Below are 25,618 nucleotides of genomic sequence, written 5' to 3'. Positions count from 1 at the left end.
TCACAGGGTGAGCAGCAGCTCACGGGCCTCGTCCCGCACCTGCGGTGCCGGACGGGGCTCATGGGGCTTCTCGCCCAGCAGCCCCTGCACCCAGTCCAGGTCGAGGCTCGGCAGCATCCGGTTGAACGAGAAGGCGAGCGCATAGCCCAGCAGTCGGGCCGCCGCGTCTCGCGACCCGCCGTTGGTGAGCTCCCAGACGGCCATGGCGAACAGACCACAGCCGACCACCGGGTAGTCGAGGAACTCGTCCTCGCTGTCGAGCAACGAGACCATCTGCTCGCGCAGGGCCGCTCGGTCGTCGAGGACCTCGGCACCCCGGCCGGCCCGGCAGTGGGCGGTGATCGAGGCTGAGAGCGGGAAGATCACCCAGGGCGCGAAGTCCGCCGGAACGTCGAGTCCCGGCACGTCGCGACGCCGGAGGATCGCGACCGCCTCGCGGTACGCCGCCAGCCCGGCCCCGGTCTCGCCGCGGGCGAGCTGCAGCTCGGCCTGCCCGGCCAGCAGACCGACGGCGCCGCCGAAGATCGACTGGCTCGACTCGCTCTGTGCGACCTCGTCCAGCACGGTGGCCGCGGCATCGAGGTCGCCTCGTCTGATCGCGGCGAGCGCGAGGATCGCCTGTGTCTGGGCGACATCGTCCCACGCGCCGATCTCGGTGACCCGCGGCAGGGCTGAGGCGGCGTACCTCCTCGCCTCGTCGGTGTCGCCAGCCTGCAGCGCGAGGCTGGCGAGCTGCGCCCGCAGGAGGGCGGCGCTCCACGGCCCATCCTCGCCGTCGGCGAGCGTCAGCGCGCGGCGGGCCGCCGACCGGGCCCCTTCCAGGTCGCCGAGGTTCTCCAGCGCCCCCGTCGCCCAGTTCAGGGCGGTCCGCGCCACCAGCGGGTCCCGATCCTCTGTCAGCCGCATCAGCTCGTCGAGCTGGTCCCAGCTGCGCGCCGTCGCCAAGGCCAGCACGACGCGCACGTTGGCGCTGGTGCGTGGGTCGGTCGACCCCGGCCCCAACGCTCGCAGTCGGGCGACGGCGTCCTCGTTGCTCTCGCGCGAGAAGATCACCCGGTTGGTCACGATGGAGACCAGCACGGTCCGGAACGCGTCCTCCAAGCCCGGCACGACATCCGCGCCGAGGATGAGCGGCTCCACCTGCCGGGCGAGGTTGATGACCTTGAGGTGGCTGCCCTCGACGGACCAGTAGGCGCCGAGCGCCGTGAAGAGGCGGACGAAGGTCGCGACGTCGGCGGCGTCCATGGCCGCGCGGAGCACCTCGAGCAGGTTGCCCTCCTCCCCGCGCAGCTCCGCCATCGTCGCGACCTGCTCCGGGCTGAAGAGCAAGGACGCGGTCCGGTCGGCCAGGGCCAGAGCCCACTCGCCCAGGCGCCTCGCGGCCTCGTCGTCGTCTCCGGCGTCGACGAGCTGCATCCGCCCGAACTCGCGGACGGTCTCGAGGAGCCGGAAGCGGATCTGCTCACCTTCCTCGACGGTGACGAGGGACTGGTCGCACAGGGCGGTGACGAGGTCGAGTGCGTCGGACCCGACGACCGCCGACGCGCCGTCGAGCGAGAACCCGTCGCGGAACACGCTGAGCCGGCGCAGCGCCACGCGCTGCTCCTCGGTCAGAAGGTTCCAGGACCAGTCGATGACGGCGAGGAGCGTCTGGTGACGCTCAGGCGCGTCGCGGCTGCCCCCACGCAGGAGCGCAAAGCGGTTGTCGAGCCGACGCTCGATCTCGGCGACCGACATGACGCGGATCTTCGCTGCGGCCAGCTCGACGGCCAGCGGCAGCCCGTCGAGTCTCTCGACGAGGCCGCGCACGGCCTCAGGGTCGAGATGGACCCCGGGGCGGGCCGCGGTCGCACGCTCGACGAACAGGGCGACGCCGTCGTCGCTGGAGAGCTCCGGCAGCAGGTAGATGCGCTCGGCGGCGAGCCCCAGCGGCGCTCGGGAGGTGGTCAGAACGGTCAGGCTGGGCGTGCGGGCGACGAGCGCCGAGACGAGGTCGGCGACCGCCTCGATGACGTGCTCGCAGTTGTCCAGGATGAGCAGCGACGGCGCCGTCCCGACCGCCTCGACGATGCGTCCGACGACGTCTCCCCGCTGCGGGCGGGCGCGCGTCGCCACGGTCTCGCGCACGCCGAGCACGTCGGCGACCTCCAGCGCCACGTCAGCGGGCGCGGTCACGCCCGCGAGCTCGGTGAAGTGGACCACCGGCTGCTCGGCCTGCCGGCCGACGACGTGGGCGAGCCGTGTCTTGCCCAGACCACCCGCACCGATGATCGAGACCACCCGGGCGGTGCGCACCATCGCGGTCACGGCGGCGATGTCCGCCTCCCGGCCGATCAGGGCGTCCGCGTCGAACCGCAGGCCCGAGCGGACAGGACGGTCGCGTGCCAGCAGCTCGGCGTGCAGCCGCTGCAGCGCAGGGCTCGGGTCGACGCCGAGACGGTCGGCGAGCTCATGGCGGTAGGTCTCATACCGCTCCAGGGCAGCCGGCAGGCCGTGCACCGCGGCGATCGCGCGCAGGAGCGCCGCCACCACCTCGTCGTCGGGATCCGCGCGCTCGAGGAGCGGCAGCGCCTCCGCGTACCGGCCCTCGGCGGCGAGCCGCAGGCCGACCGGACGCAGCGCCCAAGCGTCGACCGCCGTCGCGGGAAGCGCGAGACGGTAGCCGTATGCGGTCCGCTCGATCACCTCCGGCGCGGTGGCCGCCCTGGCGCGCGAGACGACGACCTGCAGCGCCTTGATCGGGTTCACCGGCTGCTCGTCGGCCCAGACCGCCTCGACCAGGGCATGCTCCCCCAGGCCTCGGCTGCCCGCCTGGACCAGCGCTCGCAGCAGCCTGTGGGTCCGCTCCCCCGGGACGGGGTGGCCGTCCCAGGAGACCTCGTCGAGCACACGCAGCCGCAGCACGCCTGCGATCATGCCAAAGCCGGCGCCCCGTCGACCGCGCGACCTGCGGCCGGCCCGTCACACCCTCTGGGCGGCCCCCGTCAGCTCGGCAGCCCTGGCGACGGCCGCATCGCGGGCGGCGCCCGCCTCCCCCTCCACGAGCGTGCGGTCGGGCGCGCGGAGGCGCAGCGCGAAGGCCAGCGACTTCTTGCCCTCGCCGATCTGCTCCCCTGCGTAGACGTCGAAGAGGCGCACGGACTCCAGCAGCGGGCCGGCACCCTCGCGCAGCGCCTGCTCGACGGCGGCCGCCGGGACGGACTCGTCGACCACCAGTGCGACGTCCTCCTTCGCCACGGGGAACGTCGAGAACTCAGGCCCCTGCACGACCTCGGGCGCCAACGACATCAGCGTGTCGAGGTCGACGACCGCGGCCGCACTGCGCTCCGGCAGGCCGAACGCGCGACACACCGTCGGGTGGAGCTCGCCGGCGAAGCCGATGGTCGCCTCGCCCACGGTCACCTTCGCGCAGCGACCGGGGTGCCACGGCATGAGCGCCGCGGACTCCACGGCCACCTCGACTCCCAGCTCCGCGGCGACCCGGCGCACGATCGCGACCGCGTCGGCCCAGCCGGCGGCGCGGGCCGGACCCCACCAGCCGCCGCGGTCATGCTCGCCGGCCAGGACCACGCCCAGCTCGGTCCATTGGAGCGGGATCGCGGCGAGCAGTGTCTCGAGCTCCTCCGGACTGGGCGGCCCGTCGACGCCGAAGATCGGCGCAGGGCCGTTGCCGGCCGGCCGCGCCACGATCTGGGTCTCGAAGAGCGCGACCCCGGGAGCACCGCGGCCGAGGTTGCGCCCGGCCGCCTCGAGCAGACCCGGCAGCACGGTCGTGGTGTAGGACGGCGCCTCGGCCGAGAGCGGGTTGGCGAGCCGCACCGTGGTGCGACGCGCGTCGTCGGCCGGGAGGCCGAGGGCGTCGAAGGAGGCCTCGCCCACGAACGGGAAGCTGATCACCTCGACGGCGCCGGCCCCGGCCAGCACCCGACCCACACGGCGGCGCAGCCGCTGCTCGCGGGTCAGGCCACGTCCCGTGGCCCGGCGGGGCAGGACACTCGGCACCAGGTCGTAGCCCACGATGCGGACGACCTCCTCGACCAGGTCGTAGGGGTCGGTGATGTCGGGGCGCCACGGCGGCGGTGTCGCGGTCACCCGGTCGCCGTCGACGACGACCTCGCAGCCGACCGCCTCCAGGTGTGCGACCGTCGTCGCTGCCGCGATCTCGATGCCGCTGATCCGTGCCGGCAGGTCGGCGTCGATCTGGATCGGCGCCTGTCGCGGTGGGGTGCCGACGACGGTCACGCCCGGATCGGCCGACCCGCCGCCGAGCTCGACGAGGAGCTCGACGACGCGGTCTGCCGCAGCCTCGCAGATGGTCGGGTCGACCCCGCGCTCGTTGCGCTTGCCGGCCTCCGAGCTGATCTTGTGGCGCTTGCCGGTGCGGAACATCGACACCGCGTCCCAGTGCGCGGCCTCGACGAGCACGTTCGTCGTGGTCTCGGACATCTCGATGGTCTCGCCACCCATGACACCACCGAGCCCGATGATGCCGGAGTCGTCGGTGACGACGAGGTCCTCGGGGTCGAGTGTGCGCTGGTTGGCGTCGAGCGTGGTCATCCGCTCCCCCGCGACCGCCCGCCGGACGCGGATGGTGCCCCGCAGCTTGTCGCGGTCATAGCCATGGATCGGCCGGCCCGTCTCCAGCATGACGTAGTTGGTGATGTCGACCGCCAGCGAGATCGGACGCATCCCCGCCTGCTCGAGCCGGCGCGACATCCACTCGGGGGTCGGCGCGTCGGCGTCGAAGCCGGTCACCGTGCGGGCGACGAAGACGGGGCACCCGACAGGGTCGTCGACCACGACGGGGTAGCCCTCGTCGTTCGGCGCGGGCGTCTCGCGCAGGGCCGGGTCGCGGTAGGGCAGCGGACCCTGCACACCGGCGAAGCCCAGCGAGGCCTCGCGCGCGATGCCGCGCAGCGAGAGCGCGTAGGCGCGGTCGGGGTTGATCTCGAACTCGATGACCTCCTCGCCGAGGCCCAGCACGGCACGGGCGTCGGTGCCCGGCTCGGGCGCATCCTCCGGGAGCACGATGATGCCGTCGTGGTCGTCGCCCAGGCCCAGCTCGCGAGCCGAGCAGATCATGCCCGCGGAGACGTGCCCGTAGGTCTTGCGTGCCGAGATCTGGAAGCCCCCGGGAAGCACACCACCGGGCAGGATCACGACGACCTTGTCGCCGGGCTTGAAGTTGTGCGCCCCACAGACGATGCCTTGCGGCTCGCCGGTGCCGTTCGCCTCACCCACGTCGACGGTGCACCAGTTGATCGTCTTGCCGTTCTTCTGCGGCTCCGGCTCCATGGTGAGCACGCGGCCGACCACGAGCGGTCCCTCGATCCCCGCCCCGGCGGTCTCGATGCCCTCGAGCTTGAGACCGAGCATGGTGAGCCGGTCGGTGAGCGCCTCGGTGGTGAGGTCGGCCGGCAGGTCGACGTACTCCTTGATCCAGGAGACGGGGGCCTTCACAGTTCACTCCCAAACGCCGTGGTGAAGCGGACATCGCCCTCGAAGAGCGTCCGCAGGTCCTCCAGGCCGTGCCGGAACATGAGCGTCCGGTCGATGCCCATGCCGAAGGCGAAGCCGGTGTAGCGCTCGCTGTCCACCCCGCAGGCACGCAGGACCCGCGGGTTGACGATCCCGCAGCCGCCCCACTCGATCCATCCCTCGCCGCGGCAGGTCCGGCAGCTCTCGGAGTCGACCCCTCGGCACACGAAGCAGACGAGGTCGACCTCGGCGGACGGCTCGGTGAAGGGGAAGTACGACGGCCGGAAACGCGTCGTGATGCCCTCGCCGAACATCGAGCTCGCGAAGTGGTCCAGGGTGCCCTTGAGGTGACCCATCGTGATGCCCTCGTCGATCGCCAAACCCTCGACCTGGTGGAACATCGGGCTGTGGGTGGCGTCGTACTCATCGGTGCGGAAGACGCGGCCCGGGCACACGACGTAGATCGGAGGGGTCCTCGTCAGCATCGTGCGCGCCTGCACCGGGGAGGTGTGGGTGCGCAGGACGAGGTGGTCGTCGGCCGGGTCGGTCCAGAACGTGTCCTGCATCGTCCGGGCAGGGTGGTCCGGACCCAGGTTGAGCGCGTCGAAGTTGAGCCACTCCGCCTCGATGACGGGACCCTCGGCGACCTCCCAGCCCATCGCGACGAAGATGTCGGCGATCAGCTCGGCACCGGTGGTGAGCGGGTGGCGCGCACCGGCCGGGTGGCGGTCGGTCGGAAGGGTGACGTCGACGGCTTCCTCGACCAGGATCCGGGCCTCGTGCTCGGCCTCGAGGACCGCCTGACGCTCGGCGAGTGCCTTGTTGACCGCGCCGCGGGCCTGACCGATGCGCTGGCCGGCCTCCTTGCGGGCCTGCGGCGGCAGGGCGCCGATCTCGCGGTTGGCCAGCGAGAGCGGCGACCGGTCGCCGGCGTGCTCGAGGCGCACCTGCTTGAGCTGGTCGAGGTCCTGGGCTCCGGCGATGGCCGCCAGAGCGGCGTCGCGGGCGGCCTCCACCTCTTCGGCCTTCAAAGGGGTGACCTCCACAGGGTCGTAGTCGGTGTTCGGGCCGGACATGTGTGCCTTTCCCAGCAGGTGTCGTGCGGGCCAAGTCTAGGAAGAGCGGCAGCACGCAGACGAACCGGTTCCGGATATCGTCGGACCACGGCGGATCGCAGAGCCATCTGAGGAGCTGGTCGGCATGAACACCTGGTCCCTGCCCAGACTCGGGCGAGCAGCAGCTGGCCACCGCGCGGACGTCGCCCCACGGCCGTTCGGCGCTGACGATCCACGGCGGCCGCGAGCACGATATGCGGCAGACGCTGATCGCGCTCACGGCCGGCGCTCGGATGCAGGAGCACGAGTCGCCCGGTGAGGCGAGCCTCCAGGTGCTGGTCGGACAGGTGCGGGTGACGACGGAGGCCGACGCGTGGACGGGCTCGGCCGGCGACTACCTCATCCTCCCGGCCGAGCGCCACGGTCTCGAGGCCGAGACCGACGCCGTCGTCCTGCTGACGGTCGCCACGCGGGCCTGACCTCCGCCCCGCGCCGGGTCAGCTCCGCGGTCAGAGGAGCGCGACCCCGGCGACGATCAGCGCGGCGACCTTGACGACCTCGAGTCCGACGTACCAGAGGTGGGCGTGCGACCGCGGACCGTCCTCGCCGGCGAGGACGGCGTCGGACCGACGCGTGAGCGCTGGCCGTACGCCGACCAGCTGCGCCAGCAGGACGACGACCGCGACACCGCCGGCCATGCCGGCGACCCGCGAGGGGTCACCGGCGAGGAGGGTTGCGACGAGGACGAGCGCCAGGACCGCCTCGACGGTGTTGAGCGCGCGGAAGACCAACCGCCCGATCGCGAGCCCGACGCGCAGGTCCACGCCGGGCGCCCGGAATTTCAGCGGCGCCTCGAGGAACGAGATCGCCAGCACCATGCCCAGCCAGAGCCAGGTGACGGCGGTGGCGACCTCGGTCATGCCGACAGCTCGCGGTCGGGACCGAAGACCTCGTAGTGGATCCGGTCCTCGGCGACCCCACGGGCGAGCAACGCCGACTTGACCCCCGCCATGAACGGGAGCGGACCGCACAGGTAGACGTCAGCGTCCGCCGGGAGCTCGAAGCCGTCGAGGTCGATGCGCCCGCGGTAGAGCGTGTCGCCGGCGGAACGCACGCCCAGGTCCTCGTACCAGCGGTGCAGCGAGGCACCGGGGAGCGAGTCGACCAGCTCGGCGAGCTCGGCCCGGTGCGCATGGCGGCTCGGCGAGCGGTCGGCGTGCAGGACGACCACCTCGCGTCGCGACGACGTCCGACGCAGGTGGTGCAGGAAGCCGATCATCGGCGTGATGCCGATGCCGGCGGAGACCAGCACCAGGGGCGAGCCTCCTTCGGTCAGCTCCAGCTCACCGAAGGGCGTCGACACCTCAAGCATGTCGCCCTCGAAGACGTTGTCGTGCAGGAAGTTCGAGACCTCACCCGCCGGGACGATGGCGTCCGCGTCACGCTGCGCCGGGACAGCCTTGACCGAGATGCCCCAGGCGCTCTGCCCAGGGGCCCGGGTCAGGCTGTACTGCCGGATCTGGCGGGCACCATCCGGTAGGCGCACGGCGACCGAGACGTACTGGCCGGGACGGGCGGCGGGCAGCGGGCCGCCGTCGGGGGCCTCGAGGGTGAACGCGACCGTGTCGCGCGACTCGTGGATGCGCCGGCGTACGACGAGGGTGCGCCAGACGTCACCGGGGGCGACCCCCGCCTCGGCGTACAGGCCCTTCTCGATGTCGACGAGCGCGTGGGCCATGTGCCAGTAGACCTCGTCCCAGGCGGACGCGACCTCCGGCGTGACCGCCTCGCCGAGCACCTCGACGATGGCCGCGAACAGGTGCTCGTGCACGATCGGGTACTGGTCCTCGCGGACGCCGAGCGAGGCGTGCTTGTGCGCGATGCGCGCCAGCACGGCCCGCGGATCGGGACCGTCCTCGGCGACGAGCAGGGTGGCGTACGCCGCGATGGCGCCGGCGAGGGCGCGCTGCTGGTCGCCCTGCGCCTGGTTGCCACGGTTGAACAGGTCGCGCTCGAGCTCGGGGTGCGCCGCGAACATGCGTCGGTAGAAGACCGGCGTGATGTCCCCGATGGCCGCTCCGATGACCGGCAGGGTGGCACGGACGACCTGGCGCGAGGTTGCGGACAGCATGGGCGATGACTCCTTCATCATGGGGGATCAGTCCTGCGGACGAGGACCGAGACTGAGCAGCAGCGACTGGGTCGGCGCGGCCGAGACGTCGGCGACCGTGAGCGGGTCGAGCGCGGCGAAGAACGCCTCCTGCGCGACCCGGAGCGCTCCGCGCAGGCGGCAGCCGGCGCGGAGCGGGCACGGGTTGGCGCCCTCGCACTCGACGACCTCGCGGCCTTGCTCCGGACCGCCTTCGAGCCGACGGACCACCGACCCGATCGAGATCGCCCCGGCGTCCTCGGCCAGCCGCAGGCCGCCGTTGCGTCCACGGCGGGCATCGACGACACCGAGCCCGCTCAGCGCCGTCACGACCTTCGTCGCGTGCGCGTAGCTGACGTTGAGCTGTTCGGCGAGCGCGCCGGTCGTCGCGGTCCCGTCCTCCCCCAGCACGGCGAGTCGCATCAGGATGCGGAGGGCCAGATCGGTGAACCCGGTCAGCTGCATGACCCCATGCTAGAGAAATTCGCATTTGAGATGCGACTTACGGCGTATGACCCTTGTCACCCCAGTGCCGGATGTGCTGATAGTGATCCATGGCCGGACTGGACGGCGCCGCGAGCGATCTACTCCTGCGCGCCGGCAGGTTCTTCTCCCGCTGGGACGAGACCGACGACGGGCGCGCGGTGTTCCGCAAGGGCGGCCGTGCGGGCGATGTCTTCTACCGGGACCGCTGGAGCCACGACAAGGTCGTTCGCTCCACCCATGGCGTGAACTGCACGGGGTCGTGCTCGTGGAACGTCTACGTCAAGGACGGCATCATCACGTGGGAGACGCAGGCGACCGACTACCCGTCGGTCGGCCCCGACCGACCGGAGTACGAGCCCCGCGGATGTCCGCGTGGCGCGGCGTTCTCCTGGTACACCTACTCCCCCACCCGGGTGCGCTACCCCTACGCACGGGGCGTGCTGGTCGAGATGTACCGCGATGCCAAGAAGCGGCTGGGCGATCCCGTGCTGGCCTGGGCGGACCTCCAGGCCGATCCCGTGCGACGCCGGCGCTACCAGCAGGCCCGCGGCAAGGGCGGCCTCGTCCGGGTCAGCTGGTCGGAGGCCGTCGAGATGGTCGCCGCGGCCCAGGTGCACACCATCAGGACGCACGGGCCCGACCGCAACATCGGCTTCTCGCCGATCCCTGCCATGTCGATGGTGTCGCACTGCGTCGGCACCCGATACACGCAGCTCATCGGCGGCGTGATGACGTCGTTCTACGACTGGTACGCCGACCTGCCGGTCGCCAGCCCGCAAGTCTTCGGCGACCAGACCGACGTCCCCGAGTCCGGAGACTGGTGGGACGCGAGCTATCTGGTCATGTGGGGCTCGAACGTGCCGGTGACCCGCACGCCCGACGCGCACTGGATGACGGAGGTGCGCTACCGGGGCACCAAGGTCGTGACGGTCAGCCCGGACTACGCCGACAACACCAAGTTCGCCGACGAGTGGCTGCCGGCGGCCGCCGGGACCGACGCTGCGCTGGCGATGGCGATGGGGCACGTGATCCTGCGCGAGTTCCTGGTCGACCGCGTCACGCGGTTCTTCGCCGAGTACGTGCGCACGTACACCGACCTGCCGCACCTGGTCCGGCTCGACGAGCACCCCGACCACCCTGGCTCCTACGTCGCCGGCAAGTTCCTGACGGCCGCCGATCTCGACCCGGTGGGCCACGGCGCCGACGAGGACCAGTGGAAGACGGTCCTCATCGACGAGGCGAGCGGTCGCCCCGTTGTGCCCAACGGGTCGATGGGCTTCCGCTATGCCGACTCCGGGGTGGGCCGCTGGAACCTCGACCTCGAGGGAGTCACGCCGCTGCTCAGCCTCCTCGACGACGGCTCGACCGGCTCGACCAGCCCGACCGGCCCGACCAGCGAGGCGGTCGAGGTCGTGCTCCCGGCCTTCGTCGACCCCGACGGCAGCGGCTCGGTGCTGCGCCGCGGCGTCCCGGCGCGACGGATCGGCGGCCATCTCGTCACGACGGTCTTCGACCTGTTGCTGGCGCAGTACGGCGTCGGTCGACCGGGCCTGCCGGGCGCGTGGGCCTCCGGCTACGACGACGCCTCCACGCCGTACACACCGGCCTGGCAGGAGGAGATCACCTCGGTGCCGGCGCAGGCCTGCATCCGCGTCGCCCGCGAGCTCGCCACCAACTCGGAGGAGTCGGGAGGCCGCTCGATGATCATCATGGGCGCCGGCATCTGTCAGTGGTTCCACGGCGACGCGACCTACCGGGCCGTCCTCGCGCTGCTGATGCTCACCGGCGCCATGGGCCGCAACGGCGGCGGTTGGGCCCACTACGTCGGCCAGGAGAAGTGCCGACCCATCACGGGGTGGATCTCGCTGGCCAACGGCCTGGACTGGAGCCGCCCACCGAGGACGATGACGGGCACGTCGTTCTGGTACATGCACACCGACCAGTGGCGCAACGACGGCTACAGCACGGCCTCACTGGCCTCGCCGCTGGCGCGCGGGCACGTTCGCGGTCACACCGCCGACACGATCGCGGCGTCGGCCCGGATGGGATGGATGCCGTTCTACCCGCAGTTCGACGCCAACCCGCTGGACGTCGCCGACCAGGCGGCGGCCGCCGTCGAGGCCGGCGAGGCGCCGGACGCTCCGTCGTACGTCGTCCGAGCGCTGAAGGAGGGCCGGCTGCGCGCCGCGATCGACGACGTCGACGCACCCGAGGCCTGGCCACGGACCCTGATCCTGTGGCGCTCCAACCTCTTCGGCTCCTCGGCGAAGGGCGACGAGTACTTCCTCCGGCACCTGCTCGGCACCCACCACAACGTGCTCGGTCACGACGGCGCGGGCGGTGAGAACCCCGCGGCGCCGCGACCCGAGAGCGTCCGCTGGCACGACGAGGCACCGGAGGGCAAGCTCGACCTGCTCGTCTCGGCCGACTTCAGGATGACCTCGACGACGCTTCTCTCCGACGTCGTCTTCCCCGCCGCCACCTGGTACGAGAAGCACGACCTCTCCTCGACGGACATGCACCCGTACGTGCACGCCTTCTCCCCCGCGATCGATCCGCCGTGGGAGGCACGCACCGACTTCGAGCTCTTCCACTCGCTGGCGCGCGCGCTGTCCGACATGTCGAGGACGCACCTCGGGACGCGCAAGGACCTGGTGAGCGTGCCGCTCCTGCACGACACCCCCGGCGAGACCGCACAGCCCGGCGGCGTCGCACGTGACTGGAGGCAGGAGGGTGTGGCGGCCGTGCCCGGCCGGAACACCCCCGTCTTCGCCGTGGTGGAGCGCGACTACACCGCGATCGCCGACAAGCTCGCGGCCGTGGGCCCGCTCGCCGACAGCCTGGGCTTCACCGTCAAGAACGTCACCTTTCGGCTCGAGCACGAGACGGCCCGGCTCGCCCAGGGCAACGGCGTCATGTCCCACGGTCCGGCCGCCGGCAGGCCCGCGATCGACACGGACGCCAAGCTCGCCGAGGCCATCCTCACCTTCTCGGGGACGACGAACGGCGAGCTCGCCGCCCAGGGCTTCCGGACGCTCGAGGAGCGCGTCGGCAAGCCGCTTGCCGACCTCGCCGAGGGCTCGGAGGAGAAGCGGATCACCTTCCGACAGACGCAGACGGCCCCCGTCCCGGTCATCACCTCGCCGGAGTGGTCCGGCTCCGAGACGGGCGGACGCCGTTACGCGCCGTTCACGGTGAACATCGAGCGGCTCAAGCCGTTCCACACGCTGACCGGCCGGATGCACTTCTACCTCGACCACGACTGGATGACCGACCTCGGCGAGGCGATGCCGATCTACCGGCCGCCGCTCGACATGCACCGCCTCTTCGACGAGCCGCGGCTGGGTCCCGACGGGGCGGCGACCGTGACCGTGCGCTACCTGACGCCTCACTCGAAGTGGTCGATCCACTCCGAGTACCAGGACAACCTGTTCATGCTGTCCCTCTCGCGTGGTGGGCCGACCGTCTGGATGAGCCCGGCGGACGCGACCTCGATCGGCGCAGCCGACAACGACTGGGTCGAGGTGACAAATGCGAACGGCGTACTCGTGGCGCGCGCCGTCGTCAGCCACCGCATGCCGGCCGGTGTGGTCTACGTGCACCACGCCCAGGAGCGCACGATCGACGTCCCGAAGTCCGAGGCCACCGGTCGCCGGGGCGGCATCCACAACTCGGTCACCCGCCTGCTGGTGAAGCCGACCCACCTGATCGGCGGCTACGCCCAGCTGTCCTACACGTTCAACTACCTCGGCCCGACCGGCAACCAGCGCGACATGGTCGCCACGGTCAGGAGACGGAGCCAGGAGGTGCGTTACTGATGCGCGGAGCACGAACATGCGCGTGATGGCCCAGATGGGCATGGTGATGAACCTCGACAAGTGCATCGGGTGCCACACGTGCTCGGTGACCTGCAAGCAGGCGTGGACCAACAGGGCCGGCACGGAGTACGTCTGGTTCAACAACGTGGAGACCCGTCCCGGCCAGGGATATCCGCGGCAGTACGAGGACCAGAAGCGGTGGCGCGGAGGCTGGACCGTCGACGGGAACGGCCGGCTCCGGCTCCGAGCCGGTGGCCGGCTCAAGAAGCTGCTCACGATCTTCTCCTCGCCGGTGCAGCCGGAGCTGTCCGACTACTACGAGCCCTGGACCTACGACTACGCGACGCTCGTGAACGCGCCGCTCGGCGACGACTTCCCCGTCGCCCGACCGAAGTCGCTGATCACCGGCGAGGACACGAAGGTGACCTGGTCGGCCAACTGGGACGACAACCTGGGCGGCGCCAGCGAGCTCGGCCACCTCGACCCGATCGTCGCGAAGGTCCGGCGCGAGTCCGAGGACAGGATCCGGTTCGAGTTCGAGCAGACGTTCATGTTCTACCTGCCACGCATCTGCGAGCACTGCCTCAACCCGTCCTGCATGGCGTCCTGCCCGTCCGGCGCGATCTACAAGCGCGCCGAGGACGGCATCGTGCTGGTGGACCAGGACCGCTGCCGCGGCTGGCGCCAGTGCATCACCGGCTGCCCGTACAAGAAGATCTACTTCAACCACAAGAGCGGCAAGGCGGAGAAGTGCACGCTCTGCTACCCGCGGGTCGAGGTCGGGCTGCCGACCGTCTGCTCGGAGACCTGCGTCGGCAGGCTGCGCTACCTGGGCCTCTTCCTCTATGACGCCGACGCGGTCACCGCGGCCGCCTCCGTCGCTGACGAGAAGGACCTCTACGAGGCCCAGCTCGACCTGATGCTCGACCCCGACGACCCCGAGGTCGTCCGCGCTGCTCAGGCCCAGGGCATTCCGGCGGACTGGCTGGACGCCGCGCGACGGTCCCCGGTCTACGCCCTCGCGAAGCGCTACCGCGTGGCTCTGCCCCTGCATCCGGAGTACCGCACCATGCCGATGGTCTGGTACGTGCCACCGCTGTCCCCTGTCGTCGACCTCCTCCGGGAGCAGGGCCACGACGCAGAGGCCGCCGGCAGCCTGTTCGGCGCGATCGATGCGCTGCGCATCCCGGTGGAGTACCTCGCCGAGCTCTTCACCGCCGGCGACACGGCCGTCGTCGACCGGGTGCTGAAGCGACTGGCTGCGATGCGCGCCTACATGCGCGACATCAGCCTCGGCCGTGAGCCGGACGCCTCCATCCCCGCTGCGGTCGGGATGACCGAGGAGTCCATGTACGAGATGTACCGCCTGATGGGCATCGCGAAGTACGAGCAGCGCTACGTCATCCCGAAGGCCCACGTCGAGGACGCGCACGCGCTCGAGGAGATCGGCTGCTCGCTCGACTACGACGAGGGCCCGGGGATGTACGGCGCCGGCCCGCTGGGCGAGGCGAGCGGGCGCGCGGTGCCGGTCGCCGTCGAGACGTTCCACGCACTGCGCGAGCGCCAGACGACCGATCAGCCCGCCTCGGACGAGTCGCTGCGCGGCCGCGTCAACCTGCTCAACTGGGACGGGAACGGTCGTCCGAGTGGCCTCTTCCCCGATCGGGCCGCCGGCAGACCGGGCGAGGCCGACGCGGATCCGGACGGAGGGCCGGACCGATGAGCCGGACCGACTGGCGCGTGGTGCACCAGGTCGCCGCCTGGTGCCTCGGATACCCGGACGATCGACTGCTGGACCGGCTCCCGTTGCTGCGTGACGCACTCGCCGAGCAGCGCCGCAGCGAACCGGTCCGGCTGCTCAGCCGGTTCGTCGAGCACCTCGCGCGCGCCGCGGGCGAGGAGCTGCGGACGGCGTACGTCGCCACGTTCGACCTCGACCGGCACCAGACCCTCTACCTGTCCTACTGGACGGACGGCGACACCCGACGGCGTGGCGAGACGATCGCGGGCATCAAGCAGCGTTACCGCTCCAGCGGGTGGCTGGTCGACACCCACGGGGACCTCCCCGACCACCTGCCGATGGTGCTGGAGTACGCGGCACTCGCCGACCCGGCCGGTGGGCGCGCGCTGCTGCAGGAGCACCGGCCGAGCCTCGAGCTGATCCGGATCGCGCTGACCGAGCGCGGCTCGCCGTACGCCGACGTGCTGACAGCGGTCTGCGCGACCCTGCCCGGCCGATCGCCGAAGGACCGCGCCGAGGCGACGGCGCTCGGACGAGCCGTCCCCCCGACGGAGACCGTCGGCATCGGTCCGGACGGCGGCGTCCCGGTGCTGCTGGGCTTCCCGACGAGCCGGCCCGGAACGGTGGGGGGCTGATGGACGTCGCACTCTGGGGCGTGCTGCCCTACCTTGTCATCGCGATCCTCGTCCTCGGCACCGTGTGGCGCTACCGGTACGACAAGTTCGGCTGGACGACCCGCTCGTCCCAGCTCTACGAGTCCCGGCTGCTGCGGATCGGATCCCCGCTCTTCCACTTCGGCCTGCTCGTCGTCATCGCGGGCCACGTGGTCGGTCTGCTGGTGCCGAAGTCGTGGACCGAGGCCTTCGGCGTCAGCGAGGGGATGTACCACGGCAACGCGCTCTTCTGGGGGATCATCGCGGGCACCTGCACACTCGTCGGGATCGGGATCCTGATCTACAGGCGTCGCACGACCGGCCCCGTCTTCATGGCGACAACGACCAACGACAAGGTGATGTACGTCGTCCTGGTCGGCGCCCTCGTCCTGGGACTGTGGACGACGGTGGTGGCCGTCGCGGCCGGTCACGACGCGGCCGACTACCGCGAGACCGTCTCCCCCTGGTTCCGCTCGCTCTTCCGGCTGCAGCCCGACATCGACGCGATGGCGGCCGCGCCGATCCAGTTCCACGTGCACGCCCTGGTCGGCATGCTGCTCTTCGCGATCTGGCCGTTCACCCGGCTCGTGCACGCCTTCACGGCGCCGCTGCACTACCTGTTCCGTCCCTACATCGTCTACCGCAGCCGCGACGTGGGATCACGCGGAGCCCGCGCCGCGCGACCCGGCTGGTCTCCCGTCGGCACGGCGGACCGCGACCGAGGAGTGACCCGATGACCGGTCAGATGAAGAACCTGGCGCTCGCCACCTGGGCGTTCGCGATCAGCTTCTGGGCGTGGAACATGATCGCCCCGCTCGGCGTCCGCTACACCGAGCAGCTCGGCCTGTCGGCCACCCAGAAGTCCGTCCTCGTCGCGGTCCCCGTCCTGGTCGGCTCGGTCGGGCGCATCGTCGCCGGCGTGCTCACCGACCGCTTCGGCGGGAGGCGCATGTTCCCGGTGCTTCTCGTGCTCGCGGCGCCCTTCGTGCTCCTCGTCGCCTTCGCCGGCAACCACGCCTCCTACGGTCTGCTCCTTCTCTTCGGGTTCTTCCTGGGCGTCGCGGGGACGACGTTCGCCGTGGGCATCCCCTTCGTCAACGCCTGGTTCGACCCGTCGCGGCGCGGCTTCGCGACCGGTGTCTTCGGGGCGGGGATGGGCGGCACCGCCCTGTCGGCCTTCTTCACCCCGCGCTTCGTGAACTGGTTCGGGTACACGGCCACCCACGTGATCATCGCCGTCGCCCTGGTCGTGACCGCCGGAATCGTCTGGCTCTGGCTGCGCGACTCGCCGCGGTGGACGCCCAACACCGAACCCGCCGTGCCCAAGCTGGCAGCGGCGGCGAAGCTGCCCGTCACCTGGCAGATGGCGTTCCTCTACGCGGTCTGCTTCGGCGGCTTCGTCGCCTTCTCGACGTACCTCCCGACCTACCTGAAAGACGTCTACGGCTTCGGTCTCACCGACGCGGGGACACGAACGGCAGGTTTCGCCGTCGCCGCCGTCATCTGCCGGCCGATCGGCGGGACGCTCGCCGACCGGGTCGGACCACGCGTGATCGCGGGCATCTCGTTCGGCGGTGCGGCCGTGATGGCGGTCGACCTCGCCTTCGTGCCCCCGCTCGAGGCGTCCGCCGGCATGTCGTTCGTGCTCATGGCGGCCTTCCTCGGCCTGGGCACGGGTGGCGTCTTCGCCTGGGTGGCCGAGCTCGCGCCGGCCGCGCGCGTCGGCTCGGTCACGGGGATCGTCGGAGCCGCCGGCGGTCTGGGCGGCTTCTTCCCACCGCTCGTGATGGGTGCGACGTACGACGAGGCGGCCCACCGATACACGATCGGGTTGCTCCTGCTCTGCGTGGTCGCGGTCTGTGCGCTGCTCTACACGATCGTCGGCATGCGACGCCGCGTCGTCGAGCGACCGGCCTAGCGTCGCCCGCCCGCCGACGACGCGTCGATCTCGGCACGGCGCAGCCGGACCACCTGCTCGAAGACGTCGACGGGCAGCGGGTCAGCGAGGTCGACGTGGATCGAGCCCGCCTTCTCGGAGGTGTCCACGCCGGGGAGCTGGTGCGCCACGGAGGCACTGAAGGGGATGACCGACAGCCCGGCCTTCGTCGCCATCACGCTGACCAGGCCCTTGCCGCGATAGAGGTACGCCGGCATCGCATAGCTGCGCCCGACCACGGCCTCCGGGACGAGCTCCACCACTCGGGCGTAGTAGGTCTCGATCAGCGCGCGCTTCGCCGGCTCGACCTCGGCCAGGTAGTCCTCGATCGCCCCAGGCTCGACCGACGTCACGCGAAGGCCCCCTCGTCGTGGGGCCAGGTCGTCTCGATGCGCGCACCGCCGCTGGCCGCATCCCCGACGGTCACCGTCCCGCCGTGGGCCCGGACGAGGCCGCCGACGAGGTAGAGGCCGAGGCCGGAGCCCGCGCTCTTGCCGCCCTTCCAGAACTTGGTGAACACCCGCTTGCGCAGCTCGGCAGGGATCCCCTCGCCTTCGTCCTCGACGGTCACGGTCACGACCTCCGAGTCGGCACTGACCTGCACGCTGACCGTGCCCTCACCGTGACGCACCGCGTTCTCGACGAGGTTGGTGACGACCTGGACGAACTTGTCCGGATCGACGGTGATGTCGGGGAGCCCGTCGGCGATCTTGAGCTCGACCGGCCGGCTCGTGGTCTGCTGCACCGAGCCGACGACGCGCTCGGTGAGGACGCCGGGATCACTCGGACGGGGGTGGAGCTGCAGGCGTCCAGTGTCGAGCCTGGCCACGTCGAGCAGCTCCGCGATGAGCCTGCTGAGCCGGTCGGAGTCGACGCTCACGGTCGTGAGCATGAGCTTCTTCTGCTCGTCGTTGAGCTTGTCCCACCGGTTCAGGAGCGCCTGCACGAAGCCCTTCACGCCGGTCAGCGGGCTGCGCAGCTCGTGGGCGACCGTGGCGACCAGGTCGGAGCGCTCGCGGTCGAGCCGCGCGCGGCCGCGTCCGCTGCGCAAGGTGATGGCGACGCCGGTCACCGGGCCGCCGTCGCGGTCACGGTGGAGACGAGCGTTGGTGAGCACCTCGGTGCCGTCCGGCAGCAGCCACGACTGCTCGGGGATGCCGGTGCGGGTCACGAGGCCGACGTACGGCTCATTGACCTCGACCCACGCGCGACCGTCCGTGTCGAGCAGTCGCAGGACATCCTTGAGCGGCTCGCCGTCGACGCCCTCGAGACCGAGCATCCGGCGTGCCTCGGCGTTGGTGAGGGTGACGGTGCCGTCAGCACCGGCGAGCACGACCCCGTCGGGCAGGGCGTCGAGGGGGTCGAGAGCCATGCGCGCCAACCTACCGGGCTAGTGGCGCTGGGCGCGTGCGCTGGCGTAGAGACACACCGCGGCGGCCGTCGAGAGGTTGAGGCTCTCTGCTGCCCCGTAGATCGGGATGCTCACGACGTGATCGGCCAGCGCCCGCAGCTCGGCTGGGATGCCCCACGCCTCGTTGCCGAAGAGCCATGCCGTCGGACGGCGCAACAGCTCGTCGGCGCCGAAGAGGTCATCGCCGTCCAGGTCGGCGGCGAGGACGGTCAGCCCGGCGGCCTTCGCGGTCGAGACCGCCGCAGCCGCGTCGCGCTGCACGGTGATCGGCAGATGGAACACCGAGCCGACCGAGGCCCGGATCGTCTTGGGGTTGTAGAGGTCGACGGAGTCACCCGCGAGGACGACCTCGTCGGCGCCGGCGGCGTCAGCACAGCGGATGACGGTGCCGGCATTGCCAGGGTCACGTACGTCGGCACAGATCGCCACGAGCCGAGTCTCGATACGGCCTCGCTCGTCCCTCGCGAGCCCTCCTCGACCGGCGGCACCACCACCGGCCAGACCCTCGAGAAAGCGGCAGACCGCGACGAGGCCAGCGGGGGTGACCGAGTCGGAGAGGCCGGCCATCGCCCGGTCGTCGACGAGAGTGATCTGGGGGGCAGGGGCGAGCAGGGCGGCGTACTGCTCGGCGGCGTGCGGCGTCGCGAGGACCTCGACGACGCATCCGGGCACGCCGAGCGCGCCCTCGACGGCCTTGGGGCCGTCGGCAAGGAAAAGCCGCCGCTCGGATCGCTCCGAGCGGCGGCTCAGCTTCCGCAGCTCCTTCAGACGCGCGTTGGACGCGTTCAAAGGAGTCACTCAGGCAGTGGCCGGGGCGTTGACGTCCTCGGGGAGGGCGGCCTTGGCCTGCGCCACGAGCGCGTTGAAGGCGGCGACGTCGTTGACCGCGAGCTCGGCGAGGATCTTGCGGTCGACCTCGATGCCGGCCAGGTTGAGACCCTGGATGAAGCGGTTGTAGGTCAGGCCCTCGGCGCGCGCGGCGGCATTGATGCGCTGGATCCAGAGGCGACGGAAGTTGCCCTTGTTCTTGCGACGGTCGTTGTACGCGTAGACGAGGGAGTGGGTGACCTGCTCCTTGGCCTTGCGGTACAGACGCGAGCGCTGACCGCGGTAGCCGCTCGCCCGCTCGAGGGTGACGCGACGCTTCTTCGCCGCGTTGACTGCGCGCTTCACGCGTGCCATGTGGAACTCCTTAGTGCGAAAGATCAGTGGGTGCCGGCAGAACGGCTATCCCGGGGGAAGGTCAGCGGCCGAGAAGCTTCTTGGCGCGGGGGACGTCGTTCTTGGCAACCTCGACAGTGCCGGTCATCCGACGGGTGACCTTGGAGGGCTTCTTCTCGAGGTTGTGGCGCTTGCCGGCCTTCTCGCGAAGGATCTTGCCGGAGCCGGTCACGCGGAAGCGCTTGCCGGCACCGGAGTGGCTCTTGTTCTTCGGCATGTTCGTCTCTTTCTTCTTGCTGTCGGTGGTCTCACCCGCGGTCTCGACGAGCTCGACCAGCGATGACGTCGGTCTCAGGCGTCGATCTCGGGGTCGAGGTTCTCGGAGCGGCGACGCTCCTTCTTCGCGGCGACGGGTCCCGCAGCGGCGGCCGCGGCCCGCTCGGCCCGCTCGGCGGCCTCCTCGGCCTCGCGCTCGGCAGCCCTGGACTCCTTGGCTGCCTGCTGGTCGACCTTGGCGTCGGCCTTCTTCTTGTTCGGGCCCAGGACCATCACCATGTTGCGGCCGTCCTGCTTCGGAGCGGACTCCACGAAGCCGAGCTCGGCCACGTCCTCGGCGAGCTTCTGCAGCAGGCGGAAGCCCAGCTCGGGACGGTGCTGTTCGCGACCACGGAACATGATCGTGATCTTGACCTTGTCGCCGGCCTTGAGGAACCGCACGACGTGACCCTTCTTGGTCTCGTAGTCGTGCGAGTCGATCTTGGGACGAAGCTTCATCTCCTTGATGATCACGTTCGTCTGGTTCCGGCGGGCCTCACGGGCCTTCTGGGCGTTCTCGTACTTGAACTTCCCGTAGTCCATGAGCTTGCAGACCGGCGGCTTGCCCTGCGGGGCGATCTCGACGAGATCGAGGTCCGCCTCCTGGGCGAGGCGCAGCGCGTCGGCCGTCGGCACGATGCCGACGGTCTCTCCATTGGGACCAACGAGGCGGACCTCGGGTACCCGGATCCGGTCGTTGATACGAAGCTCGGTGCTGATGTGTCCTCCAGTGACTAGGTGGCGATGACTCTGAGCGGAGGACCCCGGGAAATGCGAAAAGGCTCCCGCTCGCTCAAGCGGAAGCCAGTCAGCGCACCCCACCTGCCGTGGGTGCCTACCGGCGCTCTCAGAGCACGGCTCACGCCGTGACCGGAAAGCTCCGGCGACCGGACCCGACGACCTGGGAGTGGATCTTGGTGGTGCTGCGGTCGGTGCGGGTGGGAGGGCAGTGGCTGCCTTCCGCTTGAAGATGTGGTGGCGACATGTGTCGCTGCCACATCGGTCAACAGGAGAGGCTACCCGATCATTCCCGTCCGGGAGTAATCCCGGGTTCGCTCGCCGCCGGGCGGATCCACGCGGAGCCGTCGCCGACGCGCGCGAGCGTCCAGCCGGCCCCCAGACCGTACAGGTCCTCGCCCTCGACCACGAAGGTGAGGGGACCCGCGACGTCGACGACCAGTGCAGCCACCTCCTGCTGGAGCGCGGCTTTCGCCGCGTCCGCGGCCCGTACGGCGACCGGGCGGGCGTCGGCCTGCCAGGCCGCCATCGTCTCCAGGCTGGTGAAGGCCAGCAACGCCTGGCGGCCGTCGGCGCCGGTCAGCAGCACGGTCGCCATGTCGGCCGTCTTGTCGGCGCCGGAGGCGTCGACCTCGCCGAGCACGGCGACGACCGGCACCAGCAGGCGGCTCTCGGCCAGCACGGCGAGGGCGTCGGCGTACGTCGTCTCGCGGCCGGCGAAGGCCGCCAGCGCCGCCGCGAGACGCCGGTCGGCGGCGCCCGTGTCGTCGGGGTAGGCCGGGGCCAGGATCTCGCGTCGCCGCTCCTGTCTCATCCCGCCATTCTCCACTCGCCCCGAGGCGTGCGTCGGGTGGGAGGATGGACGCATGCTCGAATCGGTGACCTGGGGCGCCTTCACGCTCACCTTCACGGTCCTCGGCGGCATCGGCGCCTGGCTCGCCTACCGCCGCCGCGGGCTGCGCTCGGGACTCCGGTGGGCCGCGGCGACGCTGCTGCTCCCCGCGGCCTACTTCACCCACACCCTCAAGATGCTCAGCCAGATCGGATCGGCGATCTCGAGCTGGGCGGCGGCTTTCATCTGGAATCCCGCGGTCTGGTTCGGCCTGATCCTGGCCGGGCTCTCCGTGGTGCTGTTCGTGGTCGCCGCACGGCTGCCGGGCCGTGAAGGTCGCCAGGTCCGCGAGCCGCGCCAGAAGAAGGCCGTGCAGTCCGGCGGCACGGGCGCCCTGCCCGGAGCCGACCCGGAGCTCGCCGAGATCGAGGCGCTCCTGAAGCGGCGCGGCATCAGCTGATGGCCCAGGCCCTCGCGCGCAACCAGCTGTGGTCGCGCCTGACTCGCGCGGTCTCGAGCGCCGAGTCGCGGACCGGTGAGCCCCTCGCCACCCCGGTCATGGTCGTCGATCTCGACGCCTTCGACGCCAACGCCGACGACCTCGCGCGCCGAGCCGGAGGGACGCCGATCCGCGTCGCCTCCAAGTCGCTGCGCGTCCCGGCCCTCATCGCGCGTGCGCTCGAGCATCCCGGCTTCGCCGGCGTCCTGGCGTTCACCCTGGCCGAGGCCCTGTGGCTCGAGGAGCACGGCATCAGCGACGACATCGTCGTGGCCTACCCGACCCTCGACCGTGCGGCTCTGGCCCGACTGGTCGCGTCGCCACTCGCGGCAGCGCGGATCACCCTCATGGTGGACTCCGTCGACCACCTCGACATCGTCGACTCCGTGCGGACCTCCAAGGCCGTGCCGGTCCGCATCGCCATCGACGTCGACGCTGGCCTCGACCTGCGGGTGACGCGGATCGGTCCGCGCCGCTCCCCCATCGTCTCGGCGCCGGCGGCCGAGGCGCTCGCCCGGAGCGTCCGGCGCCCGGGCTTCACTCTGGTCGGCGTGATGACCTACGAGGGCCAGGTGGCAGGTGTGCCCGACCAGGTGCCGGGTCAGCGCGCACGCTCGGCGGTCGCCGGTCGCCTCAAGGCGATGTCGGTCGCGCAGCTCACCGAGCGCCGCGCGAGGGTCAGCGAGGCCCTCGCCCGTGTGGCCGACCTGGAGTTCTGGAACGCCGGTGGCTCCGGATCGTTGGAGACCTCTGCGTCCGACCCGGTGGTCACCGAGCTCACCGCCGGCTCCGGCCTCCTGGTGCCGGGGCTCTTCGACCACTACCGGTCGTTCGAGCCACGGCCGGCGGCGTACGTCGGGCTGCCCGTCACGCGCCGCCCTGACGATCGGACGGTGACGGTGCATGGCGGCGGCATGGTCGCCTCCGGACCCGCCGGCCCCGACCGGCTGCCCATCCCCTGGGCTCCGGCCGGCCTGGCGCTGACCGCCCTGGAGGGTGCCGGCGAGGTGCAGACGCCGCTTGTCGGCCCGGCGGCCGCAATGCTGTCGATCGGGGATCTGGTGTGGTTCCGCCACGCCAAGTCCGGGGAGCTCTTCGAGCACACGAACACCGCCCACCTGCTGGCCGGAGACGAGCTGGTCGAGCACGTGCCGACGTACCGCGGGCATGGGCTCGCCTTCTGATCACGCCCGCGCCGTCGCCGACCTGACCTTCGGGCGTGCGCCGACGCTCGGTCCGGGCCGGCTCATCTGCGTCGACGGCCCGACCGGGGCCGGCAAGTCGACGCTCGCGCAGGCGCTGGCCGACCTCGTCCCGGATGCGACCGTGGTGCGCACCGACGAGCTGCTCGCGGGCTGGAGCGGCCTGCCCGCACTGGCCGCGACCGTCCGAGACGTCCTGGCGCCCCTCTCCCGCGGCCTGCCGGGCACGTGGCGACGCTGGGACTGGCACGCCAGCGGCTGGGCGGAGACGCGCGAGGTCGCGCCGGGCGGGGTCCTGGTGCTCGAGGGGGTCGGCTCCTGGTCGCCGTACGTCGCACGCTGGGTGACCACGCTGGTCTGGATGGACGCGCCGCTCGACCTCCGACGTCGCCGCGGCATCGAGCGCGACGGCGACGACTTCGCACCCTTCTGGGACCAGTGGGCACGCGACGAGGCCGCTCTCTTCGACCGTGACCGCACGCGCGAGCACGCCGACCTCACGATCACGACCTGAAGGATCGGCGAAGCACCACCTCAGGCACCACCCGTGACTGGGCATCCCCAGGCGAGGGGAGGCGTCCAACCCAGAATCGGGTAAGTCGCCGATCGCGGGAGGCCGCCTCCCGGCCGCGCCGCACCAGAGTGGGACGACTCTCGGCTCCCAGCGCCTGCGGTCTCGAGGCGCTCCCTCGGACTGAATAGGTGTTGCGATGACTCGTTCCACTCGGATGCGCCTTGGCTTCCGCCGCACCGCGCTCCTGACCGCCACTCTGCTCGTCGTCCCGATGCTGGCTCTCGTCACGATGCCGAACGTCGCGCAAGCCGCGTCGGCGAACGGGGCCGTCATCTCCAACGGCACCGTCCAACTCGGCGTCGGCAAGCTCGGCGACCTGAACTACAACTGCAGCGCCTTCGAGGCGAGCGGCTGCCCCGACCCCTCCGCTGAGGAGGGCGAGTCGACAGTCGGCATCCGCTACCAGCCGCTCAACCTCGACGCGATCTCTCCCGGCTGTCCGTGTGAGGGCTGGGGCGTCGCGGATGCTGGGAGCGGGTTGACCGGCTATGCGAACCAGTCCGCGGGGGACGGCAACGTGACCGCCGTCTCGTTCACCGCACCCAGCGACCACGAGGCGATCGCGGTCACCCAGATCGCCGACCCGACGATCGCGGGGTACGAGCTCCAGGTCACCCAGGACTATGCCCCCTCACCGGTGACGGCCAACCTGTTCCAGGACACGGTGACGATCAAGAACACCGGCACACAGGCGGTCACCGACCTGCGCTATCGGCGTGCGATGGACTGGGACGTCGAGCCCACCGCCTTCTCCGAGTGGGTGACGGCGTCCGGGACCTCGCCCCAGCTGCTCTTCAACTCCGATGACGGGTTCGCCTCCTCCAACCCGCTCGCCGGGCACACCTACATCGACTCCGAGACGGTGTGCGGCACCGCCTACACCGGTGGCTGCCAGTACGCCGACCTCGGCTCGGGCGGCGTCTACCCCACCGTGGTCTCGGCCGCTGACCACGGCGCGCTCTACGACTTCGGCTTCGGCGCGCTCGCCATCGGCGCCACCAAGACGTTCCGGATCTACTACGGAGCCGCCCCCGGCGAGACCGAGGCGAAGGCCGCCCTCACCTCCGCCGGCGCGCAGGTCTACTCCCTCGGCGAGTCCAGCTGCGGCGGGTCGACCATCGCCACCTGCCACGACGCAGGGACCGCGGGCGTGCTGTCGGGTCAGCCGGCGACGTTCATGTTCGGCTTCGTCACGACGACGGGCGACCTGTCCATCACCCAGACCGACAGCCCCGACCCGGTCACCGTCGGCGCCAACCTGACCTATCAGATGACCATCACCAACAACGGCCCCGAGGAGGCCACGGGCGTCGTCGTCTCGGATGCGCTGCCGGCCGGCGTCACCCTCGTCTCGGCGACCCCCGACCAGGGCTCGTGCACCGGCACCACGACGCTGAGCTGCAACCTGGGCACGATCGGCCTGTCGGGCACCGCCCACGTCACCGTCGTCGTCACGCCGACCGCCACGGGGACGCTGACCAACACGGCGACCGTCACCAGCGCGAGCAACGACGCCAACCCGAGCAACAACTCCGCGACATCGACGACCAGCGTCGTCGTGCCGACCCTG

Annotated in this window: 23 protein-coding genes; 10 read left to right on the top strand and 13 right to left on the bottom strand. The window is 71.2% G+C overall.

Annotated features, from left to right (window positions below; translation table 11 throughout):
* Genes ACYQ1K_RS25640 through pheS form a run of 3 tightly spaced genes read right to left on the bottom strand, consistent with a single transcriptional unit; the run spans window position 1 to window position 6,554 of the window.
* Window positions 1-2,904 (bottom strand): ATP-binding protein, encoded by a 2,904-nt coding sequence (locus ACYQ1K_RS25640; RefSeq protein WP_459986378.1) that lies wholly within the window; start codon window positions 2,902-2,904, stop codon window positions 1-3.
* 57 nt (window positions 2,905-2,961) lie between these two features.
* Window positions 2,962-5,460, bottom strand: a complete 2,499-nt coding sequence (gene pheT / locus ACYQ1K_RS25635) for a phenylalanine--tRNA ligase subunit beta (RefSeq protein WP_459986377.1) — start codon at window positions 5,458-5,460, stop codon at window positions 2,962-2,964.
* Complete coding sequence (gene pheS / locus ACYQ1K_RS25630; RefSeq protein ID WP_459986376.1) at window positions 5,457-6,554, bottom strand: phenylalanine--tRNA ligase subunit alpha; 1,098 nt, start codon at window positions 6,552-6,554, stop codon at window positions 5,457-5,459. Before pheS ends, pheT begins: the two co-directional genes overlap by 4 nt.
* A 233-nt stretch (window positions 6,555-6,787) precedes the next feature.
* Here pheS and ACYQ1K_RS25625 point away from each other — a divergent pair, with 233 nt between their 5' ends.
* Window positions 6,788-7,012 (top strand): cupin domain-containing protein, encoded by a 225-nt coding sequence (locus tag ACYQ1K_RS25625; RefSeq protein ID WP_459986375.1) that lies wholly within the window; start codon window positions 6,788-6,790, stop codon window positions 7,010-7,012.
* A gap of 30 nt (window positions 7,013-7,042) precedes the next feature.
* Here ACYQ1K_RS25625 and ACYQ1K_RS25620 read toward each other — a convergent pair whose 3' ends face one another.
* From ACYQ1K_RS25620 to ACYQ1K_RS25610, 3 genes are read right to left on the bottom strand one after another with little or no spacing between them, the layout of a single operon-like run.
* On the bottom strand, window positions 7,043-7,453 hold the full coding sequence (locus ACYQ1K_RS25620; protein ID WP_459986374.1) for a hypothetical protein: 411 nt from the start codon (window positions 7,451-7,453) through the stop codon (window positions 7,043-7,045).
* The gene (locus ACYQ1K_RS25615; protein ID WP_459986373.1) at window positions 7,450-8,664 is read right to left on the bottom strand and encodes a globin domain-containing protein; all 1,215 of its coding nucleotides are present in this window, start codon (window positions 8,662-8,664) and stop codon (window positions 7,450-7,452) included. Before ACYQ1K_RS25615 ends, ACYQ1K_RS25620 begins: the two co-directional genes overlap by 4 nt.
* A 27-nt stretch (window positions 8,665-8,691) precedes the next feature.
* Entirely contained in the window at window positions 8,692-9,147 is a 456-nt protein-coding gene (locus ACYQ1K_RS25610) for an RrF2 family transcriptional regulator (protein ID WP_344044500.1), read from the bottom strand.
* An 89-nt stretch (window positions 9,148-9,236) separates the two neighbouring features.
* Between ACYQ1K_RS25610 and ACYQ1K_RS25605 the strand changes: the two genes are divergently transcribed.
* The 5 genes from ACYQ1K_RS25605 to ACYQ1K_RS25585 are packed head-to-tail and all read left to right on the top strand — an operon-like array spanning window position 9,237 to window position 17,298.
* Window positions 9,237-12,986: a nitrate reductase subunit alpha gene (locus tag ACYQ1K_RS25605; RefSeq protein WP_459986372.1), complete on the top strand. Its 3,750-nt coding sequence runs from the start codon at window positions 9,237-9,239 to the stop codon at window positions 12,984-12,986.
* A gap of 16 nt (window positions 12,987-13,002) precedes the next feature.
* Complete coding sequence (narH, locus tag ACYQ1K_RS25600) at window positions 13,003-14,709, top strand: nitrate reductase subunit beta (protein WP_459986371.1); 1,707 nt, start codon at window positions 13,003-13,005, stop codon at window positions 14,707-14,709.
* Window positions 14,706-15,362 carry a nitrate reductase molybdenum cofactor assembly chaperone gene (narJ, locus tag ACYQ1K_RS25595; RefSeq protein WP_459986369.1) on the top strand — a complete coding sequence of 219 codons (657 nt, stop codon included), beginning with the start codon at window positions 14,706-14,708 and terminating at the stop codon, window positions 15,360-15,362. Before narH ends, narJ begins: the two co-directional genes overlap by 4 nt.
* Window positions 15,362-16,117, top strand: coding sequence for a respiratory nitrate reductase subunit gamma (gene narI, locus ACYQ1K_RS25590; RefSeq protein WP_459986368.1), 756 nt, complete (start codon window positions 15,362-15,364; stop codon window positions 16,115-16,117). Before narJ ends, narI begins: the two co-directional genes overlap by 1 nt.
* Window positions 16,114-17,298 carry an MFS transporter gene (locus ACYQ1K_RS25585; RefSeq protein ID WP_459986366.1) on the top strand — a complete coding sequence of 395 codons (1,185 nt, stop codon included), beginning with the start codon at window positions 16,114-16,116 and terminating at the stop codon, window positions 17,296-17,298. The genes narI and ACYQ1K_RS25585 overlap by 4 nt, the downstream gene beginning before the upstream one ends.
* Here the strand turns inward: ACYQ1K_RS25585 and ACYQ1K_RS25580 are convergent.
* The 7 genes from ACYQ1K_RS25580 to ACYQ1K_RS25550 all read right to left on the bottom strand — a co-directional run bounded on the left by ACYQ1K_RS25580 (window position 17,295) and on the right by ACYQ1K_RS25550 (window position 21,755).
* On the bottom strand, window positions 17,295-17,669 hold the full coding sequence (locus tag ACYQ1K_RS25580) for an iron chaperone (protein WP_459986365.1): 375 nt from the start codon (window positions 17,667-17,669) through the stop codon (window positions 17,295-17,297). The two genes, ACYQ1K_RS25585 and ACYQ1K_RS25580, sit on opposite strands and share 4 nt — an antisense overlap.
* Window positions 17,666-18,688: a sensor histidine kinase gene (locus tag ACYQ1K_RS25575; RefSeq protein WP_459986364.1), complete on the bottom strand. Its 1,023-nt coding sequence runs from the start codon at window positions 18,686-18,688 to the stop codon at window positions 17,666-17,668. Before ACYQ1K_RS25575 ends, ACYQ1K_RS25580 begins: the two co-directional genes overlap by 4 nt.
* Window positions 18,689-18,706: 18 nt before the next feature.
* Window positions 18,707-19,525: a TrmH family RNA methyltransferase gene (locus ACYQ1K_RS25570; RefSeq protein WP_459986363.1), complete on the bottom strand. Its 819-nt coding sequence runs from the start codon at window positions 19,523-19,525 to the stop codon at window positions 18,707-18,709.
* Window positions 19,526-19,909 (bottom strand): 50S ribosomal protein L20, encoded by a 384-nt coding sequence (gene rplT, locus ACYQ1K_RS25565; protein ID WP_459986362.1) that lies wholly within the window; start codon window positions 19,907-19,909, stop codon window positions 19,526-19,528.
* 61 nt (window positions 19,910-19,970) lie between these two features.
* Window positions 19,971-20,165: a 50S ribosomal protein L35 gene (gene rpmI / locus ACYQ1K_RS25560; RefSeq protein WP_192680718.1), complete on the bottom strand. Its 195-nt coding sequence runs from the start codon at window positions 20,163-20,165 to the stop codon at window positions 19,971-19,973.
* Window positions 20,166-20,239: 74 nt separating this feature from the next.
* Window positions 20,240-20,923 (bottom strand): translation initiation factor IF-3, encoded by a 684-nt coding sequence (infC, locus tag ACYQ1K_RS25555; RefSeq protein ID WP_459986392.1) that lies wholly within the window; start codon window positions 20,921-20,923, stop codon window positions 20,240-20,242.
* A 304-nt stretch (window positions 20,924-21,227) separates the two neighbouring features.
* The gene (locus ACYQ1K_RS25550; protein WP_459986360.1) at window positions 21,228-21,755 is read right to left on the bottom strand and encodes an SseB family protein; all 528 of its coding nucleotides are present in this window, start codon (window positions 21,753-21,755) and stop codon (window positions 21,228-21,230) included.
* A gap of 52 nt (window positions 21,756-21,807) precedes the next feature.
* Between ACYQ1K_RS25550 and ACYQ1K_RS25545 the strand changes: the two genes are divergently transcribed.
* From ACYQ1K_RS25545 to ACYQ1K_RS25530, 4 genes are all read left to right on the top strand, one after another.
* Entirely contained in the window at window positions 21,808-22,233 is a 426-nt protein-coding gene (locus ACYQ1K_RS25545) for a hypothetical protein (RefSeq protein ID WP_459986359.1), read from the top strand.
* Entirely contained in the window at window positions 22,233-23,456 is a 1,224-nt protein-coding gene (locus tag ACYQ1K_RS25540; protein ID WP_459986357.1) for an amino acid deaminase/aldolase, read from the top strand. The genes ACYQ1K_RS25545 and ACYQ1K_RS25540 overlap by 1 nt, the downstream gene beginning before the upstream one ends.
* Window positions 23,440-23,988 (top strand): nucleoside/nucleotide kinase family protein, encoded by a 549-nt coding sequence (locus ACYQ1K_RS25535; protein ID WP_459986355.1) that lies wholly within the window; start codon window positions 23,440-23,442, stop codon window positions 23,986-23,988. The genes ACYQ1K_RS25540 and ACYQ1K_RS25535 overlap by 17 nt, the downstream gene beginning before the upstream one ends.
* 196 nt (window positions 23,989-24,184) lie before the next feature.
* A partial coding sequence (locus ACYQ1K_RS25530; protein WP_459986354.1) for a DUF11 domain-containing protein occupies window positions 24,185-25,618 on the top strand: 1,434 nt, incomplete at its 3' end.

Source organism: Nocardioides sp. AN3, assembly GCF_054653495.1.
This window is presented reverse-complemented; position numbering and strand designations above follow the sequence as displayed.

What these genes read in the sequence shown, in the direction of transcription:
- pheS (WP_459986376.1), bottom strand. Translation starts at nt 6,554, where the DNA reads ATGTCCGGCCCGAACACCGACTACGACCCTGTGGAGGTCACCCCTTTG.
- ACYQ1K_RS25625 (WP_459986375.1), top strand. Translation starts at nt 6,788, where the DNA reads ATGCGGCAGACGCTGATCGCGCTCACGGCCGGCGCTCGGATGCAGGAG.
- ACYQ1K_RS25620 (WP_459986374.1), bottom strand. Translation starts at nt 7,453, where the DNA reads ATGACCGAGGTCGCCACCGCCGTCACCTGGCTCTGGCTGGGCATGGTG.
- ACYQ1K_RS25615 (WP_459986373.1), bottom strand. Translation starts at nt 8,664, where the DNA reads ATGCTGTCCGCAACCTCGCGCCAGGTCGTCCGTGCCACCCTGCCGGTC.
- ACYQ1K_RS25610 (WP_344044500.1), bottom strand. Translation starts at nt 9,147, where the DNA reads ATGCAGCTGACCGGGTTCACCGATCTGGCCCTCCGCATCCTGATGCGA.
- ACYQ1K_RS25605 (WP_459986372.1), top strand. Translation starts at nt 9,237, where the DNA reads ATGGCCGGACTGGACGGCGCCGCGAGCGATCTACTCCTGCGCGCCGGC.
- narH (WP_459986371.1), top strand. Translation starts at nt 13,003, where the DNA reads ATGCGCGTGATGGCCCAGATGGGCATGGTGATGAACCTCGACAAGTGC.
- narJ (WP_459986369.1), top strand. Translation starts at nt 14,706, where the DNA reads ATGAGCCGGACCGACTGGCGCGTGGTGCACCAGGTCGCCGCCTGGTGC.
- narI (WP_459986368.1), top strand. Translation starts at nt 15,362, where the DNA reads ATGGACGTCGCACTCTGGGGCGTGCTGCCCTACCTTGTCATCGCGATC.
- ACYQ1K_RS25585 (WP_459986366.1), top strand. Translation starts at nt 16,114, where the DNA reads ATGACCGGTCAGATGAAGAACCTGGCGCTCGCCACCTGGGCGTTCGCG.
- ACYQ1K_RS25575 (WP_459986364.1), bottom strand. Translation starts at nt 18,688, where the DNA reads ATGGCTCTCGACCCCCTCGACGCCCTGCCCGACGGGGTCGTGCTCGCC.
- rplT (WP_459986362.1), bottom strand. Translation starts at nt 19,909, where the DNA reads ATGGCACGCGTGAAGCGCGCAGTCAACGCGGCGAAGAAGCGTCGCGTC.
- rpmI (WP_192680718.1), bottom strand. Translation starts at nt 20,165, where the DNA reads ATGCCGAAGAACAAGAGCCACTCCGGTGCCGGCAAGCGCTTCCGCGTG.
- ACYQ1K_RS25550 (WP_459986360.1), bottom strand. Translation starts at nt 21,755, where the DNA reads ATGAGACAGGAGCGGCGACGCGAGATCCTGGCCCCGGCCTACCCCGAC.
- ACYQ1K_RS25545 (WP_459986359.1), top strand. Translation starts at nt 21,808, where the DNA reads ATGCTCGAATCGGTGACCTGGGGCGCCTTCACGCTCACCTTCACGGTC.
- ACYQ1K_RS25540 (WP_459986357.1), top strand. Translation starts at nt 22,233, where the DNA reads ATGGCCCAGGCCCTCGCGCGCAACCAGCTGTGGTCGCGCCTGACTCGC.
- ACYQ1K_RS25535 (WP_459986355.1), top strand. Translation starts at nt 23,440, where the DNA reads ATGGGCTCGCCTTCTGATCACGCCCGCGCCGTCGCCGACCTGACCTTC.